Origin of the sequence: Acinetobacter sp. ANC 4178, from assembly GCF_004331175.1 — a bacterium.
Lineage (GTDB): Bacteria > Pseudomonadota > Gammaproteobacteria > Pseudomonadales > Moraxellaceae > Acinetobacter.
On sequence record NZ_SJOD01000002.1, the window covers coordinates 509,187 to 526,998 of the forward strand.

At 39.4% G+C, this 17,812-nt stretch carries 21 protein-coding genes; 9 read left to right on the plus strand and 12 right to left on the minus strand.

The window, feature by feature from the left end; genetic code table 11:
• The first annotated feature begins 84 nt into the window (after positions 1–84).
• Together E0H87_RS06705 and E0H87_RS06710 are read left to right on the plus strand one after the other, a co-directional pair.
• Positions 85–1,587 (plus strand): ATP-binding protein, encoded by a 1,503-nt coding sequence (locus E0H87_RS06705; protein ID WP_264757383.1) that lies wholly within the window; start codon positions 85–87, stop codon positions 1,585–1,587.
• A gap of 409 nt (positions 1,588–1,996) precedes the next feature.
• On the plus strand, positions 1,997–2,695 hold the full coding sequence (locus tag E0H87_RS06710; protein WP_131322878.1) for a hypothetical protein: 699 nt from the start codon (positions 1,997–1,999) through the stop codon (positions 2,693–2,695).
• Between the two features lie 59 nt (positions 2,696–2,754).
• Here the strand turns inward: E0H87_RS06710 and E0H87_RS06715 are convergent, their stop codons facing one another.
• The 3 genes from E0H87_RS06715 to E0H87_RS06725 form a co-directional block, all read right to left on the minus strand.
• The gene (locus E0H87_RS06715) at positions 2,755–3,027 is read right to left on the minus strand and encodes a hypothetical protein (RefSeq protein ID WP_131322879.1); all 273 of its coding nucleotides are present in this window, start codon (positions 3,025–3,027) and stop codon (positions 2,755–2,757) included.
• Positions 3,028–3,119: 92 nt separating this feature from the next.
• Positions 3,120–3,872 (minus strand): hypothetical protein, encoded by a 753-nt coding sequence (locus tag E0H87_RS06720; RefSeq protein WP_131322880.1) that lies wholly within the window; start codon positions 3,870–3,872, stop codon positions 3,120–3,122.
• A gap of 146 nt (positions 3,873–4,018) precedes the next feature.
• Positions 4,019–4,534 carry a hypothetical protein gene (locus tag E0H87_RS06725; protein WP_227547318.1) on the minus strand — a complete coding sequence of 172 codons (516 nt, stop codon included), beginning with the start codon at positions 4,532–4,534 and terminating at the stop codon, positions 4,019–4,021.
• Positions 4,535–4,769: 235 nt separating this feature from the next.
• Between E0H87_RS06725 and E0H87_RS06730 the strand changes: the two genes are divergently transcribed.
• The 6 genes from E0H87_RS06730 to E0H87_RS06755 all read left to right on the plus strand — a co-directional run bounded on the left by E0H87_RS06730 (position 4,770) and on the right by E0H87_RS06755 (position 9,605).
• A complete protein-coding gene (locus E0H87_RS06730) occupies positions 4,770–5,480 on the plus strand; it encodes a DsbA family oxidoreductase (RefSeq protein ID WP_131322881.1) in 711 nt (236 codons plus the stop codon).
• Between the two features lie 260 nt (positions 5,481–5,740).
• Positions 5,741–5,974 (plus strand): hypothetical protein, encoded by a 234-nt coding sequence (locus E0H87_RS06735; RefSeq protein WP_131322882.1) that lies wholly within the window; start codon positions 5,741–5,743, stop codon positions 5,972–5,974.
• A 228-nt stretch (positions 5,975–6,202) separates the two neighbouring features.
• Positions 6,203–6,385 (plus strand): hypothetical protein, encoded by a 183-nt coding sequence (locus tag E0H87_RS06740; protein WP_131322883.1) that lies wholly within the window; start codon positions 6,203–6,205, stop codon positions 6,383–6,385.
• Positions 6,386–6,689: 304 nt separating this feature from the next.
• Positions 6,690–6,869, plus strand: coding sequence for a hypothetical protein (locus E0H87_RS06745; RefSeq protein WP_116758830.1), 180 nt, complete (start codon positions 6,690–6,692; stop codon positions 6,867–6,869).
• 9 nt (positions 6,870–6,878) lie between these two features.
• Positions 6,879–8,381: a hypothetical protein gene (locus E0H87_RS06750; RefSeq protein WP_131322884.1), complete on the plus strand. Its 1,503-nt coding sequence runs from the start codon at positions 6,879–6,881 to the stop codon at positions 8,379–8,381.
• 87 nt (positions 8,382–8,468) lie between these two features.
• Positions 8,469–9,605: a hypothetical protein gene (locus E0H87_RS06755; protein WP_413773109.1), complete on the plus strand. Its 1,137-nt coding sequence runs from the start codon at positions 8,469–8,471 to the stop codon at positions 9,603–9,605.
• Between the two features lie 92 nt (positions 9,606–9,697).
• On the opposite strand, the gene htpG is transcribed toward E0H87_RS06755, so the two are convergent.
• From htpG to E0H87_RS06780, 5 genes are all read right to left on the minus strand, one after another.
• Positions 9,698–11,617 (minus strand): molecular chaperone HtpG, encoded by a 1,920-nt coding sequence (htpG, locus tag E0H87_RS06760; protein ID WP_131322885.1) that lies wholly within the window; start codon positions 11,615–11,617, stop codon positions 9,698–9,700.
• 110 nt (positions 11,618–11,727) lie between these two features.
• Positions 11,728–12,072 (minus strand): lysozyme inhibitor LprI family protein, encoded by a 345-nt coding sequence (locus E0H87_RS06765; RefSeq protein ID WP_131322886.1) that lies wholly within the window; start codon positions 12,070–12,072, stop codon positions 11,728–11,730.
• Positions 12,073–12,246: 174 nt separating this feature from the next.
• Positions 12,247–12,852 (minus strand): OmpW/AlkL family protein, encoded by a 606-nt coding sequence (locus E0H87_RS06770; RefSeq protein WP_131322887.1) that lies wholly within the window; start codon positions 12,850–12,852, stop codon positions 12,247–12,249.
• Between the two features lie 305 nt (positions 12,853–13,157).
• Positions 13,158–14,525 carry a Na+/H+ antiporter family protein gene (locus E0H87_RS06775; protein WP_131322888.1) on the minus strand — a complete coding sequence of 456 codons (1,368 nt, stop codon included), beginning with the start codon at positions 14,523–14,525 and terminating at the stop codon, positions 13,158–13,160.
• A 108-nt stretch (positions 14,526–14,633) separates the two neighbouring features.
• Complete coding sequence (locus E0H87_RS06780; protein ID WP_131322889.1) at positions 14,634–15,512, minus strand: alpha/beta fold hydrolase; 879 nt, start codon at positions 15,510–15,512, stop codon at positions 14,634–14,636.
• 123 nt (positions 15,513–15,635) lie between these two features.
• On the opposite strand from E0H87_RS06780, the gene E0H87_RS06785 reads away from it, so the two are divergent.
• Positions 15,636–16,121, plus strand: coding sequence for a DUF4442 domain-containing protein (locus tag E0H87_RS06785; protein ID WP_131322890.1), 486 nt, complete (start codon positions 15,636–15,638; stop codon positions 16,119–16,121).
• A 58-nt stretch (positions 16,122–16,179) separates the two neighbouring features.
• Here E0H87_RS06785 and E0H87_RS06790 read toward each other — a convergent pair whose 3' ends face one another.
• The 4 genes from E0H87_RS06790 to E0H87_RS06800 all read right to left on the minus strand — a co-directional run bounded on the left by E0H87_RS06790 (position 16,180) and on the right by E0H87_RS06800 (position 17,809).
• A complete protein-coding gene (locus E0H87_RS06790) occupies positions 16,180–16,539 on the minus strand; it encodes a DNA transfer protein p32 (protein WP_131322891.1) in 360 nt (119 codons plus the stop codon).
• Between the two features lie 137 nt (positions 16,540–16,676).
• Entirely contained in the window at positions 16,677–16,949 is a 273-nt protein-coding gene (locus E0H87_RS16160) for a hypothetical protein (protein ID WP_227547319.1), read from the minus strand.
• Positions 16,946–17,215: a hypothetical protein gene (locus E0H87_RS16165; RefSeq protein WP_227547320.1), complete on the minus strand. Its 270-nt coding sequence runs from the start codon at positions 17,213–17,215 to the stop codon at positions 16,946–16,948. Before E0H87_RS16165 ends, E0H87_RS16160 begins: the two co-directional genes overlap by 4 nt.
• A 126-nt stretch (positions 17,216–17,341) precedes the next feature.
• Positions 17,342–17,809, minus strand: a complete 468-nt coding sequence (locus E0H87_RS06800) for a hypothetical protein (RefSeq protein ID WP_227547321.1) — start codon at positions 17,807–17,809, stop codon at positions 17,342–17,344.
• Between the last annotated feature and the right edge of the window lie 3 nt (positions 17,810–17,812).

The following is a 17,812-nucleotide window of genomic DNA, read 5'->3' on the forward strand; positions in this document are numbered from 1 at the left end:
CCGCTTATTGCGGGGTTTCTTTTAACAGAATAAAAAAAGTACAATGCAGTTAAATATCAAATTTTAAAATACAATATGACTTATATGGAAAAATCACAGGATTTTTTAATTAGCTTAGTAAATGAATTAAGAAAAATGCCTCGTGAAACTACATGGTTAGAATTCAAAGAGAATATTTCTGAACCTGAACGTATTGGCAAATATATTTCCGCTCTTTCTAATTCTGCTACTTTAGCGAACAAAAGTAATGGATATCTAATATGGGGAATTCACGATGAAAATCATGAAATAGTTGGTACTTCTTTTAAACCACATCTAGCCAAAAAAGGTAATCAAGATTTAGAAAGTTGGTTGATGCAACAATGTAGTCCAAAAATATATTTTAAGTTTTATGAAGTTAGTATCCCAGTTACACATGAACATGAACATGAACATGAACATGAAATTATCGAAAAAAAAGTAGTGATCCTAGAAATTCCTCAGGCACAAAATCAACCTACCTCATTCAATGGTCAACAGTACATCCGTATTTCATCAAATGTGAAACCACTAGATCAATATCCTGAACATGAAAAAAACTTATGGCTATGCTTTGATAAAACACCATTCGAACAGCAAATCGCAGCCCACGATTTAAGAGCTTCTGAATTATTCAATTTAATTGATTATGCTGGATTCTTTGATTTAATTTCATATCCATTACCAACTAATCATGACAGCATTCTGCACCAGTTGGAATCAGAAGGTTTAATTATCAAAAATGAAAGTGGAAATTGGGATATTAAAAATTTAGGTGCAATATTATTTGCCAAGTCATTAAACAAGTTCTCTCATCTAAAAAGGAAAGCTATCCGAGTAATTCAATATGCTGGAAACAACCGCATTCAAACAATTAAAGAGCAAAGTGGTGACAAAGGTTATGCCATAGGATTTGAGGGACTTATTTCATATGTAGATAACCTTTTACCTCAAAATGAAGTCATCGGAAAGGCTCTAAGACGCGAAGTAAGTATGTACCCTGAATTATCAATACGTGAGTTAATAGCTAATGCCATCATCCATCAGGATTTCACTATTTCAGGTATGGGTACGACAATTGAGATATTCAAAGATAGAATTGAAATTACCAATCCTGGAAATCCCCTTGTAAGTATTGATCGCCTGCTCGATAGTCCACCTCAATCGCGAAATGAAAACATTGCATCCTTAATGAGAAGAATTGGTATCTGTGAAGAACGTGGTAGTGGTATTGACAAAGTTGTACATGAAACAGAATTTTTTCAACTGCCACCGCCACTTTTCGAAAATTTTGACAATGCTACTAGGATCGTACTATTTGCACATAAAGAATTTAAAGAAATGGATACTCAAGAAAAAATTCGTGCATGCTACTTACATGCTTGTCTCAAATATGTTCAGAGAGACTATCTTACAAATGCAAGCTTACGGGATCGATTCAAAATTGAAGCTCAAAACAGTGCTATTGCATCTAGAATAATCAAAGATACCTTAGAAATAGGTCTTATTAAACCTTTCGATCCAGAGCAAGGAAGAAAACATGCTCGCTATATTCCCCATTGGGCGTAATCTAACTCAAAAAGTAGTGATTTTTATTTGATAGAAATCATCACCAACTCAAGTTTTTATTTTTTTACAATATAAATCATACACTTGCTTTTTGATGGTTATTTGATGAGTTAAACCGTCTTTTATTACAAATTGCTATTTATCTTTAGCATCTAAAAAAAATATTTGATGATTTTCTTATAGATGCTTTTTGATCGTTATTTGATAGATAGTTTCTAAAAGAAAAGAACCAACTTATTCTTACAGCCTACCTACTTAAAAATGTAAACTTATTTCTATCTATTTTTCTGTTAGATTAGTTTTCTCATTTTTTAGAAAAAAGCTTTTACAATCATTTGAATCTTTTAATGATAGGCTTAACAACAATAAAAAATTTGCTTTATAACTTCTTCATAATTCGGAGTGACGGATGTTTTCATCACCAGTAAAAACCATCATCAGTGCAGGCATCTTAGCGACACTTTTCACAGGTTGCGCCACCAAAACCCTGATGACCAAAGACAATAAAACCTATACCCGCTCCAACAAAGTCACTTTAGTTGAAGACCAAGTGGTTGCATTCGGTAAACCCGCTCAAGCACTCACCACCCTACCTGCCAACAGCTTGGTCATTGCGGGACAAAAAAATAGTTATATATTGACCCAAGGCGGGACTCAGTTTGTCGCACTGATCACGAAACTAGACCCCAAAAATATTCAAATGACCAAAGAACTCAGTTTCTATTCAGAGAAAAATGATGGTCATTTCACAGGTACACTGCCACTGTCTTATGTCAAACTCAAAGAAGACATCAGTAAAAAAGACCTCGAATTCTTTATCGAAAATGGCGCAAAGGAGTGTTCAACTTATAGTGATGAACGCATGAAGGCGCAACGCTTCTGTTTCGACGTTGCTTTGGCTGGTGTGGTCTACCCTGCTGCGAACAATTTGGCATCGTTAAAAGCCTTGAGTAAGCCTTATCAGGTCAGCATTTATAGCTATCAAGAGGAAAGCTACAAATCAAAATCGGGACTCAATCCTTTTGAAAAACTGGTGTTACTGCCTTTTGCTGTCGCAATCGATGTCGTCAGCCTGCCATTCCAAGCAGCCGAAAAAATCTTTGATTAGTGTTAGAAAAACTAGAAGTCCATATTCAATGGATGGACTTCTAAAATTGATGCCAGCGGCTAAGCCAGTAACTCTGCCATCAACCATGCCATGTATTTTTCTTGGTCCATAAAATCGGGAGCACTGCCCGTATCCAAACTGTAATACTGCCGATTAAACTCAATCACAATTTGTTCGGTATGGTGCCAGTCTTCAATTAAATGGAAATGTTGGCTAAAGAAAAAACGGTTTTTACCCCAGTTACTCAAACTTTCCAGTTTGGGATAGGCTTTATTTTGTAAAAATTCCACATATACCTGTTGAATATCATCAAAGACCTGAATGGTTTTCATTGCTGTACCTGCTTTAAATCTGATGCGTAAAGGTGTTCAACAGTTCTAACTTAACGCAATCATTTTAAAGTTATATGACACTGATCTCGTGTTTATTCATGCTTTTGTTCCAGCGCCTTTTGATTTTTCTGCTGGATCTGTTTCATCTGTGCATTCAGTTTTAACACCTCTTGATACAACGTATTAAATTGTTTTAATGCTGCATCATCATAAAACATGAAGGTATTATTTTTGCTCTGCCAACGGTTATTTTTTAACACCAAAAAAATCTGATCGGCTTTTTCAAGCACTTGTTTTTCTATTTCAAATAACGCTAAAGCCTCATTTTTCTTATCACTTTCCCGCAAATTTTCTGCCAGTTGATGGCGATAACGCGATTGAATCGGCAGTTGTTTCGCTTGCTCTAAGGCATTTTGTTGCGCTTGTTCAATCTTGACCTGATACTCTGTTGCCAAGGCGTGTGCTTGCTGCAACATCAAGTCGGTTTCTTGATAATTCTGTTTTTTGTCCTTATTCAAGCGCTCAATATTTAAAAATTCATCCCAATGAATCGCTTTTAACTCACGCAAATAAGCATTACGCGCTTCGGCACTTTGAATCATCTGGCTCAAAACAAAACTGGCCATCACCTCATAATCACCCTGTAAGCGTGTATCGGTCACATCGACGTCTATGGGCTTGTTCCAGTCTTTGGCTTGGGCGTAAATTAAATCGGTTTTTTCGTACAGCACCTTTTGATATTGTTCGAGTTGTATCGCTTCTTTTTGTTGCGCATGATATTGATAAAATAATCCACCAAATACAGCGGCAGTGGCTAATCCTAAAACCAGAAAGATACGTGGCATAGTCCGCTCCGACTCCCCTTTGCATCTATCATAGCAAACAACAGAACATGCTGAATATTTCATCATGTTATTACGCTTACAAAATCATGATGTACTGCAAATTCAAGTAACAATAACAATGCTTTAGCTTTAAAATATTGAAGGTTTTATTTTGTAGTGGGTGCTCGGGGTAACTGCGTATTCGGTTGATTCCCTTGCATAAAATTATAATCGACTTGCCCAATAGAAATTTGTTCACGCACAATTTGGACATTTTTCGCATTCCGATCAATCCCAAAAGGTTGCAACATAATATACAGCCCCTCAGTCGGGTCAGATGACTGTAAACCCGCGGCAATATTTAACACATGCTCGCGCAATAATGGGGGCAATGACCCTAAATCTGGTGTTGCAGCAGGGGCTAAAATATCTAGATTATGCACGAGAGTCGGATCCACCACAAAAGACTGCGTATCATCCTGTAATTGCATCATCCGATGCTGTAACGCCTTACGAATATTTTCATCTTGCTGATAAGGAATGACACCTGATTCTGCACGTAGTTCTGACTCCGCCATGACTTTAAATGTCGGTAAACTCACGATTTCACCGTTGGCTTGAACACCCGTCGGCATCAAAACCAAAGTCAAAGGAAGTGCAGTAAGATATTTCCACAAATTCATAAAACCATCCCAAAATTAGAGATATATCAGGATTATGTAATACATAACCCAGACCGTATTGTATATTTTCCAGCCACATCCAGTTTGGTTGTCAGATAAACGGTCATTTGTGAATGAAAGCGCACGATGCCCATTACATGTAACACAACGCTTTTTTTCATCTCATTTGCTTTAAATTCTAGGAATCATCCCCATCATTTTCTGAATTGCTACTGTTACTTTTTAGAGAAATTACATGCGTGTTGATATTTGGTCCGATGTCGTTTGTCCATTTTGCTATATCGGAAAAAAACGTTTAGAAGCTGCAGCGGAGCAAGCTGGTGTAGAACTGGAAGTGCATTGGCACAGTTTTGAACTTGATCCAGACGCCCCAACACGCCAAGAAATTTCAAATTCTGAGCGTTTGGCACAAAAATATGGTCGTACTCTTGCCGAAGTCGAAGACATGCAACGCAATATTGCCACTATGGCAGCAGCAGAAGGGATTGAGTTTAATTGGGAAAATGCCAATTCTGGCAATACCTTCAATGCACACCGTATTATCCACTTGGCGCAAAGCAAAGGTTTGGGTTCAGAAGCCAAAGAAGCCTTCTTCTACAGCTATATGACTCAAGGTTTGCCGATTGGTGAGCGTGAAACCATTGAAGATGTTGCTGCGCGTATCGGACTAAATCCTGTTGAAGTCGATGACGTACTCAATTCAGATGAATACGCCGACTTTGTTAAATTCGATCAAGAAGTGGCACGTGATCAACTCCAAGTGACGGGCGTACCTTTCTTTGTGTTTGATCAGCGCGTTGCTTTAGCTGGTGCACAACCACGCGAAGTTTTCTTACAAGTTTTAGAAAAAGCGATGGAAACAGCACATGATACAGATACAGCGCCTGACGCAAATCAATGTGATGTTAATGGACAATGTGATCCAGCATCAGAACAACCGAAATAAGTATTCCACAGTTTAACTGCTTCGGTTTTCAAAGCCTCCTGAGTGCAAACTTTGGAGGCTTTTTTTTGCCATAAATAAAGCGCCTTGCCTAAAAAAACGGATCCGACTGAATCCATACGCAGTACACATTTTCATCAACAATCAACACAATTCGCCTGCATAAAGCCAGCTATCAGTACACAGGAACATGACAATCCTTACAGAACACTGGGATAGGCTAGAACAGTAAGTGACTTATCCAACTTTGACATGAGGTTTATATGAATCATCAAGCTCCTCCAAATCAAATGATTGACTCCCCCGCTACACAAGATTTTTCCCGAGCCAGATCAACCCAGACAAAAAGAAAATCTCGCATCTCTCCCGCCTTTGCAGGTGCCGTGATGGGTGCAATTGCAGGACGATTTCTCCCCAAACTCAGCCCTTTTTCTGGTGCTGTTCTCGGTATTATGAGTGCAAAAATGTATCAAAAGCGGCAGTCTCAACACCGTTAAATGGTTTATTTTTCACCATTTTTTCACAAGCACAAGATTGTCTTAACCGTTAAGGCAATCTTAGAGTAATAACTCTATTACATTGATTTAGAACAATAATTTGACTGCACGTTCATCTTTTTTCTGGATAAAATACATCACTTTTTGATCATTTTTTGATATTATTAATTTGCTTATTTTTTCTCCTTATCCATTTTGGATATTCTCTCTGTTATCAAGGTGATTTTTATGTCAATCATGAAATCTATTTTGGCTATTGCCGCATTTGCTATTTCTGCTCAAGTTTCTGCTCAAGTGGTTTTTGTACCAAATTTCCCTGTGCAAGATGATGTAAAAACACAAACCTCAACAGCAACACCAACTGAACATATTGCTCAAGATGCCTCTGCGCCAGCAAAAGATGCTGCCTAAGACTGAGTTGTTTATATGCTAAAAAACAGCCCTCAAGCGGGCTGTTTTTTTATGGCTGAGATCTGCATAAACGTTTAAAACAACACGTAAAAATGTTCAAACCCTTCCTCTTTTTCAACAGCAGGTGTCGTTGTAGTGCGGTTAAAATGAATTGTTACGAATATTTTTAATCAAAAATTTTAAATAAATGTCATATTCGCCTAGAAATGCGTCAAAGATGACAAAAATTTTCATGTTTTTTTCTTATAAATCCATATAATCAAGTGATCTAGATGCATTAATCGAGGAATTTGATTTTATGTACATGCAAGATATTCAAGCCCTGATTCAAGGAACCGTTCCCCCTCAAGCAATTAATTTGGATGAATTGATTGCTATGGCAGAACGCTATCCTCAACACACGTCTACAGAATATAAATTATTAGAAATAGCGGCCAATATTGTTTTGGCAAGTTATTTGGAAAAGGCTCAACAGCATCTATAAAGACTGTCTATGAATGTTTTAGAAAAAGCCCATTTAGCCAAGGAATTACAAGGTCTTATTCATGGCTTAGACCAGCGGCCTTTGTCATTTTATGAAATTGCTAAATCAAAATGCCGTATTAAAGAAATCTTTTTACGTTGTGATGAGCCGATTTTTAAAAAGCAAATTCTGAATTTTAAATGCCATATGCATCCCGAGCATGCAGCAGATGAATTTGCTAAACATTCATTGTATAGACAAACCTTTCGAGGCGTATTTCTGCATGATCATGCCTTAGAGCACGCCCTTGAACAACATCCGAACATGGGATGGGCCATTTTATATCGCGCAAATATGGGCTTTCAACTCTGGTATATCCCAGCCCCACATCGTACCGCGCTCATCAGTGACTGGAGTGGGCTTGAACAAAATTATGCTTGGATGCTAGAACAACAAGAAATCTATGCGGCATTAAAAACGGATGCTGAGCTGAATCAACTGTCCGTTGAAACGGCTAAAAATTTTAAAACCAGTAAAAAAAGCGCTGTTTCATTTGCTAGTTCTAAAAAAGCGGAAAGCATAATTGCATCAAACACAGCCCCTAGCCCCTTTTCTTTTGAACCACTCACGCTACAGCAAAATTTGACCGTCTCAACCGACCCAATTCAAGCTCTGGAGTCAGATTCACCAAGTCTCACAATCAACATGCTTGAATTAAGCCCTAAAGAAGAGGATGCAGCGCCCTCGTTGCGTTCGACCAATGTAGCAGCAGTGACTTCACTCCCTAAAGCAGCCACTCTGCCGCTCAAATCCAATCATCTATTGCCACAAGTGGTTGAGCTTGGACAGTGGAAATGTCGTTTAAGCGCATTACAATTCCCTCAAGCACAAGAGTCAGAGCTTTGTAGTTTAACGCTAGAAAATATTCCTGAGATCATGCCTCTACTTGAGATTATTATCTCGGCTTCACAACTAGAACAGTATATCAATCAACCTGTTTATTTAGCCGAGCAAATCAATGCTCAAGGACGCTTTGTTAAATTTGTTGTGATTTTAGGCGCAGAAGATCAATTACATGCCATACGCCTCGGCAATATTGTCAGCCAGCATTATGCCTATGAGCTTACCGCACTCAAGCTTCTGCCAAATGAGCAATCCCTCAAACAATGTAAGAATGCAGAGCAATTTTTTGAACTGTATAGCGAACAAGCCGAATTAGTCTGGCGCACTGAAACCTATCAACCGTTTATTCCTGCAAAATGCATTCAAAAGCATAAATTAATTGCATTTGAAGAAACCTCAGCCAACTACACAACCCCGATTATCTTGCTGAAAGAACGTCAGAAAATTCGTGTCATTCATGGTCAGGCCCGACTACAACTATCACGTGAAGAACCCGCTTATCCTTATATTCTCTTAGATCGTAATCAGGGCGTGTCATGGCAATTAATCCAAAGGATTATTCAAACGCTACCACAACCCATTTCGGCTTCAAAATTGCATGATGCCATTCAAATCCATATTGGCCATTAATTTATTTTATTTTGTAGCAAAAGCTTGATTTTCATCCCTAAAATTTACCAAACTGGTGAAGTAAATTTAGAATAAAAGATCATGATAATGCCTACAATGAGAAAAACTTTTACCCAGCCACTTGTGTTGATGGTTGCCTTGGGGATGGGGCATACCTCAAGCTGGGCAAATACCAGTGACACACAAGAAATTTCCCCAGCGCCCCCTTATACCATCGAACAAGCACCTACCCCAGAAGATAGCGTGTTCTATACGATTCCACGTTGGGTCGATTCAGCCCCAACAGTGCTACCAGAACAATCCGATGAACAAATTGTGCCTTTAACGGTAGTCACAGAAAATCAGACTTGGGTCGATCGTCAACAGAAGCGCATTCGTAACTGGGCGGATGATACCTCTCAGAACATTGATGGTTGGTTTGGTGAGAAAAATACCGACACCCCAGCTTCTGCCACTTTAAGGGTACTGATTGATAACCGTTGGAACAGATATGATGAATACGACGTTAAACCTCGTATTCGCGGTAAGATCAATTTGCCCAACTTAGAAAAAAAACTCAGTCTGGTCTTTGGTGATGACTCACTCGATAACGAGTTGGCCAACAACGTGGCCATTACCAATGAAAACCCACCTAGCCCAGACAATGACAAAGCTTATGATCGTCGCCAAAACCGAGATGCCAATAGCTCATTGGCTTTACGTTGGTCGGATATTTCCAAACGACTGCCATTTGCAACCGATGTTGACGTCGGGGTACGTTCGGGAGATGACATTTATCTTCGTTTGAAAGCCAAAAAGGATTGGGCGCTAGAAAATGACTTTTTCTTCCATGCTGAACAGATTTACCGTTATGGCGTAGACAGTGAAAATTATTTAAGAACCAACTTAGAGCTGACCCATGCACGTCCTCATGAAGCTTTTTTAAGTGACCAGTTTAGCTTGACCTATGCCGATATGCAGAAAGATGACTTGAATTGGGACAACTATGCCTTCCGCCAACATCAATTCTTCCAAGGCAATCAGTTTAACTACGGGCTTTACACGGGTGGATATTTAGATAATTCAGATTTACGCTTAAATAGCTGGGGACCTTTTATTTCTTGGCGGCAACCCCTATGGCGTGAGTGGTTTTATGTGCAAACCGATATCAATTATTACAATGATCATCGTGCCGATCGTAGCCACTTTTTCAGTACCCTACTCCGTTTAGAAGCACTCTTTTAACCCCATTGTGGATAACTTCGCGTTTATCCACATCTGTTGATCAATAAAAAAGGCAACCTATAATAGGTTGCCTTTTTACATCAGCTCTTGCCTTATTTTAGTAACAACTGATTAATACGCTTCACATATTCCACTGGATTTTCAGGTAACCCACCTTCTGCAATCACGGCTTGATCAAAGATCACATTGGCAAGGTCTTCAAAATGGCTGGTGCCATCAAGTTTTTTCACCAATGGATGTTCAGGGTTAATTTCCAGAATTGGTTTACTTTCAGGGACGGTCTGACCCGCTTGTTTCAACATACGGATAAGTTGTGGTGAAAGCTCACCTTCACTGGTCACTAAACACGCTGGTGAATCAACTAAACGTGTGGTCACACGAACTTCTTTGGTTTTCGTTTTTAAGGCATCCGACAATTTATCCACGACAGGTTTAAATTGCTCAGCAGCCGCTTCAAGTGCTTTCTTCTCTTCGGCATCTTGCAAATCGCCTAAATCCACTGCACCTTTAGACACGTTTTGCATTGGCGTACCATCGAAGTCTTGGACAAAATTCATGGCCCATTCATCTACTCGGTCAGCCATCAATAATACTTCAATGCCTTTTTTCTTAAACAGCTCTAATTGTGGCGAGTTCTTCGCAGCATTTAAACTGTCCGCGGTCACATAGTAAATGGCTTTCTGCCCTTCTTTCATGCGTGCTTTATAGTCTGCTAAAGAGGTGCTAATGTCATCATTCGTTGAAGTCGCAAAACGTAATAACTTTAAGATACGCTCACGGTTACCAAAATCTTCACCCAAACCTTCTTTCAAAACTGAACCAAATTCAGCATAGAAAGTTTTGAATTTCTCTTGGTCTTGCTCATCTTCCGATTTCGCCAGAGCATCCAACACGGTCAAAATACGGCGCGCATTACCTTCACGAATGGTTCGAACATCACGGCTTTCTTGTAACAGTTCACGGCTGACATTCAGCGGTAAATCTGCACTATCCACCACACCTTGCACAAAGCGGAGATAATTTGGAATTAAATTATCTGCATCGTCCATAATAAAGACACGCTTCACATACAGCTTGATACCAGCTTTAGCCTCACGAGTGAAAATATCGTGCGGTGCCTTGCTTGGAATGTACAGTAATTGCGTATATTCGGTACTACCTTCGACACGGTTATGTGCCCATGCCAATGGAGCGTCAAAATCATGACTCAAGTTCTTATAAAACTCGATATATTGCTCTTCAGTGACTTCATTTTTACTGCGTGTCCATAAAGCACTGGCCGAGTTAATCGCTTCCCATTCATCCGTTTTGACCATCTGACCGCCTTTCGGTGTTTCACCTTCGGCTACTTCTTCTTCTTGCCAAACCTCTTTTTGCATTTCAATTGGCAAGCTAATATGGTCGGAATATTTGTTAATGATTTGCTTAACTTTATAGCTTTCTAAATAGTCTAAAGCATCTTCACGTAAGTGCAGAATAATGTCTGTACCACGAGTTGCTTTTTCAATTTGCTTAACTTCAAAGTCACCTGTACCACCACTGATCCAGCGTACCGCTTCTTGCTCAGGCGCACCCGCATGACGTGATTCAACTGTAATCTTATCCGCGACAATAAAGCCCGAATAAAAACCGACACCAAACTGACCAATTAACTGTGCATCGGCTTTTTGATCACCTGTCAGTTTTGACATAAAGTCCTTGGTACCCGACTTGGCAATCGTTCCAAGGTTATCAATTGCTTCTTGTTCAGTCAGACCAATACCATTATCAGAAATCGTCAGTGTTTTTTGTTCTTTATCTAAAATGACCCGCACATGTAAATTCGGGTCATTTTCATAAAACTCAGGGTGGTTAATACCTTCAAAACGCAGTTTATCGCAGGCATCAGACGCATTCGAAATTAACTCACGCAAAAAGATTTCTGGGTTTGAATAAAGTGAGTGGGTCACCAAATGGAGTAATTGCGCTACTTCCGCTTGAAAGCTATGTTTTTGTGTATTGTGTTCGCTCATATAACGTTCCTCGAATTCATGCACACAGTGTTTTTATCGGATGCTTAATGAATTGGAGTGACTCGATGATTTTTCAATAGCAATTGAATTTTTTTTCAACATTTGCGCATTTAGTAAGGTCCGCGTTGATAGATCTGCTGTAAATATAAATCCAAACGTTGCTGACGCATCGCATACACATCCGTTAAACAACGCAGGTTATCCCGACATTGGTCACGTAAACGCAGCCATTTCACCTGTTCATCCTGAATCACAGAACGGGTTCCCATGGGCACCAACCGCTTTAAAATATTATAGCTGGTCGCCATTTTCACATCGGCATCATTCAAGTTTAATTGATGGCAAATCTTATGCTCTGTCACGGTTTCAGCACGTGTACAATCAAAGCTAGCAGCATAACCAGCCACGTTAAACAATGCAGTCATCACCAATACTATTATTTTTAAAATCCGCATGTTGAATTACTCTATTTTTTATTCAATTTAAACAAAATCAGTAACATAAAGTGTAATCTTTTGCGTCTACATGGTGAAAGATTGTTGCTTGCTCTAGAGCCGAACAAAACAATAAAAAAACCCCATCAAATGATGAGGTTTTAGCGCTGTTATTATTCTTGTTATTTTTATTACTTAGAATTTATAGCTATAACCGATGGTATAAACTATTGGATCGATATTTAAATCAAATTTATTTTTCCCTACCGCCTGAGCAGTCGCATCGTCCAATGTAACTTCTGGGCTTAAATCAGCATAACGCACATCTAAATATACACCCCAATTTTTCGCATCTGCTGGTTGGAAATTAAAACCAATCTGACCTGCAAAGCCATAATCGTTTTTAACGTCTTTTGCGACACCTTCTTCATCCCAAGCAATAAATGCTGTTCCACCTACCCCAATATAGGGTGTGAAACGGGTTGAATTTTTAAAGTTATATTTTGCAGTAATGGTTGGTGGTAAGTGTTTTACACTCGCCACTTTGCTGCCATTTAAAAGCACATCATGATTAAATGGGGTTGCCAATAATAATTCAGCAGAAATAGGAGAATCACCAAAGAAATATTCAATAGAAGGCGTAAAACCAAACTCGTGATCTGCTTCCACTAAAAGACCTGGTGCTAAAGTTGAATCACCTGTTGGAGAAAGAACTGAAGCTCCTACTTTTGCCTGCCAGCCACCTGCCATCGCAGATGCCGAAATCCCCATTAATGCAATAAGAGCAGCTTGTTTTAACATAATAAACCAACCTTTTTATAATAAGAAACTTAACGCTTAATTAATATTAAACAAGACCATTATTAATATGCAAGACCCATTAATTAATATAAATTGAATTTATTTTTAAACACATGATTAATATAAATATTTATTTTAAATTGACCAATATGGTTGGTATTTAAAACCAACCATATTAATCAGATATTTATTATTATATTCAGAGTATATTACTCAAGTTTTTAATATAACCATATTTATTAATATATTTTAAATACACCTTTTAATCTATTAAAATAAAATAGATTAAAATACTCAGCATTTAATTAAAGTACCATTGCGGCAATCCAACCAAAGACCAATAAAGGAATATTAAAATGAATAAATGTTGGCACTACACTATCGCGCATGTGATCGTGTTGACCATCCATATTTAAACCTGAAGTTGGGCCTAGTGTTGAATCTGATGCGGGTGAGCCTGCATCACCAAGCGCAGCAGCAGTTCCAATAATCGCAATCGTCGCGGATGGACTGAAACCAAACTGAAGACATAATGGAACATAGATAATCGCTAAAATCGGCACAGTCGAGAAAGAGGAACCAATCCCCAAGGTAATCAACAAACCAATCAACAGCATAAGGAAGGCGGCAAGGGCTTTACTGTTACCAATCCATTCAACAGATGCTTCAACCAAGGCAGGAACCTGATTGGTCGCTTCAATCACTGCTGCAAAACCTTGTGCTGCAATCATAATAAAACCAATCAAAGCCATCATCCGCATACCGCTAATGATCACATCATCCGCTTCTTTCCACTTGAAAATGCCCGCGCAGCTTAAAATGGCTACCCCAACCAGACCCGCAAGGATCATAGAGTCTGAATATAACTGCACTGCTAGAGTCGCAAGCACGGCAAATGCTGCCATCCACAAGGTAAATTGAGCGATTTGTGGCTTACCATCATGGTTCTGATTTACATCAATTGAAATACGGTGAAGGGTATTGCCGACTTCTAAATCTTCATATACACGCGGTTTTCGATAGCTAAAAAAGACTGCGGTTAATAAGCCCAAGAACATACCTGCCACAGGAATAATCATCGCATGTGGAATTTGCTCATTGGTGATGGAAAAACCGTAAGGCTTACCAAAGGTATTGATGTTATGTGCCAAAATGTCATTTAAGAAAATAGCACCGAAGCCGACAGGCAAACACATATAAGTTGCCACGAGACCAAAAGTCAGCAAACAAGCGACTGCGCGACGGTCTAAATTTAAGTGGTTAAATACACTCAATAGCGGTGGAATCAATACTGGAATAAACGCGATATGTACAGGAATCAAGTTCTGTGAAAAAACTGCTGCTAAAGCCACGGTAAAAAAGATCACATATTTCACTTTGGTTTGTGCTTTGTGATCTGCTTCATTTTTCACCGTTTTAATTAATTTATAGGCCAGTAAATCAGGTAAACCTGAACGAGCCAAAGCCAATGCAAATGCCCCTAAGATGCCATAAGCCAAAGCAATTTTTGCCCCGCCTCCTAGCCCATTGTTAAAAGCATCCAGTGTACCTTGCAAGCCTAAACCAGCCAACAAACCTCCTGTAACTGCACCAGTAACCAATGCAAATACCACAGGAACACGAGCTAAAGACAGTCCGAACATGACTGTAATAGCAGCAATAATCGCGAACATAACACACAAGTATGAGAAAAAAAGAAGCATTCTATCAGAGTTAAAACTGAAAATTACTTCTCTTTCTTCTCTTGGTCTAGGAACACGCTTGGCAAAGCAAGTGACAGTTTAACTAGCGAGTTGATTACGTTCGATAAAGCGCTGAATATACGAAGCCACTTGTTCAGGCTGACTCAAAATCGCCCAATGGTTGGCATCTAAATCGACCCGTTGGAAATCTGGACTCCACTTTGGCATTTCATCAATCAGTGCTGGGCTGACAAAATTATCCTTCTTCAACACAATGGCTTGTACTGCACATTGAGCAAAGCGTTGTCGCGGCTGAGTCAGTCTGGGTAGAAAGTTCGCCCGATACAGCCCCACGCCATACTGACCATCTTTGGCAATATGCGTATTTAATGGCAAGTCCTGAGTATGTTCCAACTTTTGTAGCACGCGTCCCCAATACTGCGGTTTAAAGAAACGCCAAACCGTAGGCGCCACGAGTGGGAGATGAAATGCCATGATGTACCATGACTTGCCCAGTTGTTTCAAAAACTGTTGTGGTTGTGTCTTAAATTGCTCACGCATCCAAAATGCAGCGTGATCTAAACACGGACCAGAAATCGTGGTATAGGATAAAATCCGCGGCCCGAAGTGCTGATCCGTCACCGATTCCCAAGATTGTATAGAGCCCCAATCATGCGCCGCCAGATGAAAATCACGCTGAGGCAGTACACTGTCGACCACCGCCTGCAAATCTGCCGAGAGTTGTGGCAAAGCATAAGCCTGAATCGATTTGGGTACAGAAGATTGCCCTGCTCCACGCACATCATAGCTAATAATATAAAATTGGTTGACCAATAACTGGATTACAGGCTCCCATACTTCCTGATTATCAGGATAACCATGCACCAAAACCAAGGCTGGATTGTGTACTTCCCCCCATGCTTTTACATAAAGGCGCTGATGATCTGTGGTTGTTACCCATTGGGTTTGGACTTGCATATTGTCTTTCCTTTTTGTTTTATCGTAATTTTTCTACAATCAGACGAGCTACCGTCGCTTCATTTGCTTTTTTTGGATGTCAGGTTAAGATGAGATCAGACTCTAAGAAAAATATTTTGCATCATGAGTATTCTCAAAAGATTACAAGGCATTCCAGCCATCACTAAATTTATCCTGAATCATTACGCTCCTTATCGGGGTGCTGGCATTCAGGTCGAAAAGATCGATTTTCCGAACTACCATATTCGGGTCAAAATGCCCCTGACACGCAAGAACCAAAATATTGTTGGGGTACATTTTGGTGGCAGTCTTTATTCGATGATTGATCCATTCTACATGTTGTTGCTGATGCATCACCTTGGCTCAAAATACATCGTCTGGGACAAAGCTGCCAAGATTCAGTTTTTATCCCCTGGACGTGGTACAGTCTATGCCGATATCCGAATTGATGCAGCCGAAATTAAACACATTAAAACGCTGGCAGAGGACTATTCTCCAGTCAATCGTATTTATCAGTTAAGTATTTATGATGAAACTGGAGTGCGCATTGCTGAAGTCGAAAAAACGGTCTACATTCGCCGTAAAAAATCCAAACCCGATTTAAAATAAAAAAGGTGCCTCATTCAGCACCTTTTTTCAACGCTCAAAATTTCAAATCAAACATCGACTATCGCTTATTATTTTCTATTGCAGCGCCAGCACCACCGCCAATTGCCCCACCAATTGCAGCACCTGCATCACCACCAAATACCGACTTACCAATCACGGCACCGACACCTGCACCGACACCACTATAGGTTGCATTCTTGGTCGAACCATTTTGGGATTTACTTCCTACCGCGGCACCTGCACCTGCACCAAGAGCAGCACCCGTACTGCCACCTACACGACTACCAACACCACCACCCACAGCACCACCTAAGGCCGCTGCACCTACGCGCTGCTCTGATGTCGACATATTGCTACATCCTGTGAAAAAGAATGCAGAAACTGTTGCAATAATGGCTAAATTCATCAATTTTTTCATGAGTGTATCTCCATGTTCTATTTGTCCTAGCATTAACTGTATAAAAGTATTAAGGAGCGAAGATGAAGTTTTATGTAAAAATCCCCATAAAATTACGAAGATTTTGTAACCGCAGGACTAACAAAGTCTAGCTCATACTACTCATTCTTAATGACCACTACATCTTTAGTGGTTTTGCCATCATTTTGAATTACAGCATGGGTTGCACTCTTACTATGTTCAGGATTTTTAATTTGATTCATTTTCAAGTTCTTCTGTACAGGCGCTTGCCCTTTTTTAAACTCAACTCCAGAAGCATCTAGTTGCTTTCCTTCAGCAACCACTTCACCCTCTCTTATCACTTTTGAATCTACTTCAATTTTTGAAGTCGGCACAATGACACTGCCTTTTTGCACCATAGGTGCTTTCATTTTTCATCAGAAAATTCAGCCTTGTCATCCACAATCACCACATCGCGTGCAACAACATCTTTACCCTTATTCGTCACTTCAAAAATGGTGGCATTCACGGTACGAACAGGCGCTCTACCCGGCATGGTTCGAATCACTTGGGTTTTTACAATAGGGACTACCGCTTTATCTTCAATCACAATGGCATTGGGCATGGGTGCTGCAAATGATGAACTCGCTGCCATCACCCCAAATACGCTTAAAATCATTTTTTTATTAAAATTCATATTGTTAAACCTTGTACTTAATTATAGATTTACGTTTAAGCATAAAACTTTATGCCTTTTGTTATGTGATTTTTTTTAGTCATTCTGCTTCAAAGTGTAAAAGAGCCATCCAAAGATGCCCCATACTTATTCTGTTGGATCTCTATTTTTCTTTAATGAAATAATAAGCCCATACACTGCCATAAAAATCATTAACTGACTGAATAGCAAAAAAGAACTAAAAAATAACTCCCCAAAAACAATACCAAGTTTATATTGATACAAGTTTTGGAATAGATAACCATTTCGGCTCAAACCCACTGTCATATCTAGTTTCGAAAAATGCCATTGCATCATCAAAAAGCTAAAATAAATAAATCCAATGCTGAATGTGCTTAGGATTAGACCATCCCAAAACTTAAATTGTGTGATTTTGGGAATACGATCCCGTTCTTCTCGCCAAATCATCCAGAATAAAATGATGGCCCAAATTGTGCTAAATACAGAAAAATACGCAGCAACAGTTACCGTATAAAAAGGGAATGGTCCAGATGCTCCAGTCTGAATTTTTAGTTTTTGTGTGATGAATTCTAAAATAGCATGTTGCCAATGCATTTC

Excerpts from the sequence above, each read along its gene's own strand:
- E0H87_RS06705 (WP_264757383.1), top strand. The coding sequence starts at position 85 with ATGGAAAAATCACAGGATTTTTTAATTAGCTTAGTAAATGAATTAAGA.
- E0H87_RS06710 (WP_131322878.1), top strand. The coding sequence starts at position 1,997 with ATGTTTTCATCACCAGTAAAAACCATCATCAGTGCAGGCATCTTAGCG.
- E0H87_RS06715 (WP_131322879.1), bottom strand. The coding sequence starts at position 3,027 with ATGAAAACCATTCAGGTCTTTGATGATATTCAACAGGTATATGTGGAA.
- E0H87_RS06720 (WP_131322880.1), bottom strand. The coding sequence starts at position 3,872 with ATGCCACGTATCTTTCTGGTTTTAGGATTAGCCACTGCCGCTGTATTT.
- E0H87_RS06725 (WP_227547318.1), bottom strand. The coding sequence starts at position 4,534 with ATGAATTTGTGGAAATATCTTACTGCACTTCCTTTGACTTTGGTTTTG.
- E0H87_RS06730 (WP_131322881.1), top strand. The coding sequence starts at position 4,770 with ATGCGTGTTGATATTTGGTCCGATGTCGTTTGTCCATTTTGCTATATC.
- E0H87_RS06735 (WP_131322882.1), top strand. The coding sequence starts at position 5,741 with ATGAATCATCAAGCTCCTCCAAATCAAATGATTGACTCCCCCGCTACA.
- E0H87_RS06740 (WP_131322883.1), top strand. The coding sequence starts at position 6,203 with ATGTCAATCATGAAATCTATTTTGGCTATTGCCGCATTTGCTATTTCT.
- E0H87_RS06745 (WP_116758830.1), top strand. The coding sequence starts at position 6,690 with ATGCAAGATATTCAAGCCCTGATTCAAGGAACCGTTCCCCCTCAAGCA.
- E0H87_RS06750 (WP_131322884.1), top strand. The coding sequence starts at position 6,879 with ATGAATGTTTTAGAAAAAGCCCATTTAGCCAAGGAATTACAAGGTCTT.
- E0H87_RS06755 (WP_413773109.1), top strand. The coding sequence starts at position 8,469 with ATGCCTACAATGAGAAAAACTTTTACCCAGCCACTTGTGTTGATGGTT.
- htpG (WP_131322885.1), bottom strand. The coding sequence starts at position 11,617 with ATGAGCGAACACAATACACAAAAACATAGCTTTCAAGCGGAAGTAGCG.
- E0H87_RS06765 (WP_131322886.1), bottom strand. The coding sequence starts at position 12,072 with ATGCGGATTTTAAAAATAATAGTATTGGTGATGACTGCATTGTTTAAC.
- E0H87_RS06770 (WP_131322887.1), bottom strand. The coding sequence starts at position 12,852 with ATGTTAAAACAAGCTGCTCTTATTGCATTAATGGGGATTTCGGCATCT.
- E0H87_RS06775 (WP_131322888.1), bottom strand. The coding sequence starts at position 14,525 with ATGTTCGCGATTATTGCTGCTATTACAGTCATGTTCGGACTGTCTTTA.
- E0H87_RS06780 (WP_131322889.1), bottom strand. The coding sequence starts at position 15,512 with ATGCAAGTCCAAACCCAATGGGTAACAACCACAGATCATCAGCGCCTT.
- E0H87_RS06785 (WP_131322890.1), top strand. The coding sequence starts at position 15,636 with ATGAGTATTCTCAAAAGATTACAAGGCATTCCAGCCATCACTAAATTT.
- E0H87_RS06790 (WP_131322891.1), bottom strand. The coding sequence starts at position 16,539 with ATGAAAAAATTGATGAATTTAGCCATTATTGCAACAGTTTCTGCATTC.
- E0H87_RS16160 (WP_227547319.1), bottom strand. The coding sequence starts at position 16,949 with ATGAAAGCACCTATGGTGCAAAAAGGCAGTGTCATTGTGCCGACTTCA.
- E0H87_RS16165 (WP_227547320.1), bottom strand. The coding sequence starts at position 17,215 with ATGAATTTTAATAAAAAAATGATTTTAAGCGTATTTGGGGTGATGGCA.
- E0H87_RS06800 (WP_227547321.1), bottom strand. The coding sequence starts at position 17,809 with ATGCATTGGCAACATGCTATTTTAGAATTCATCACACAAAAACTAAAA.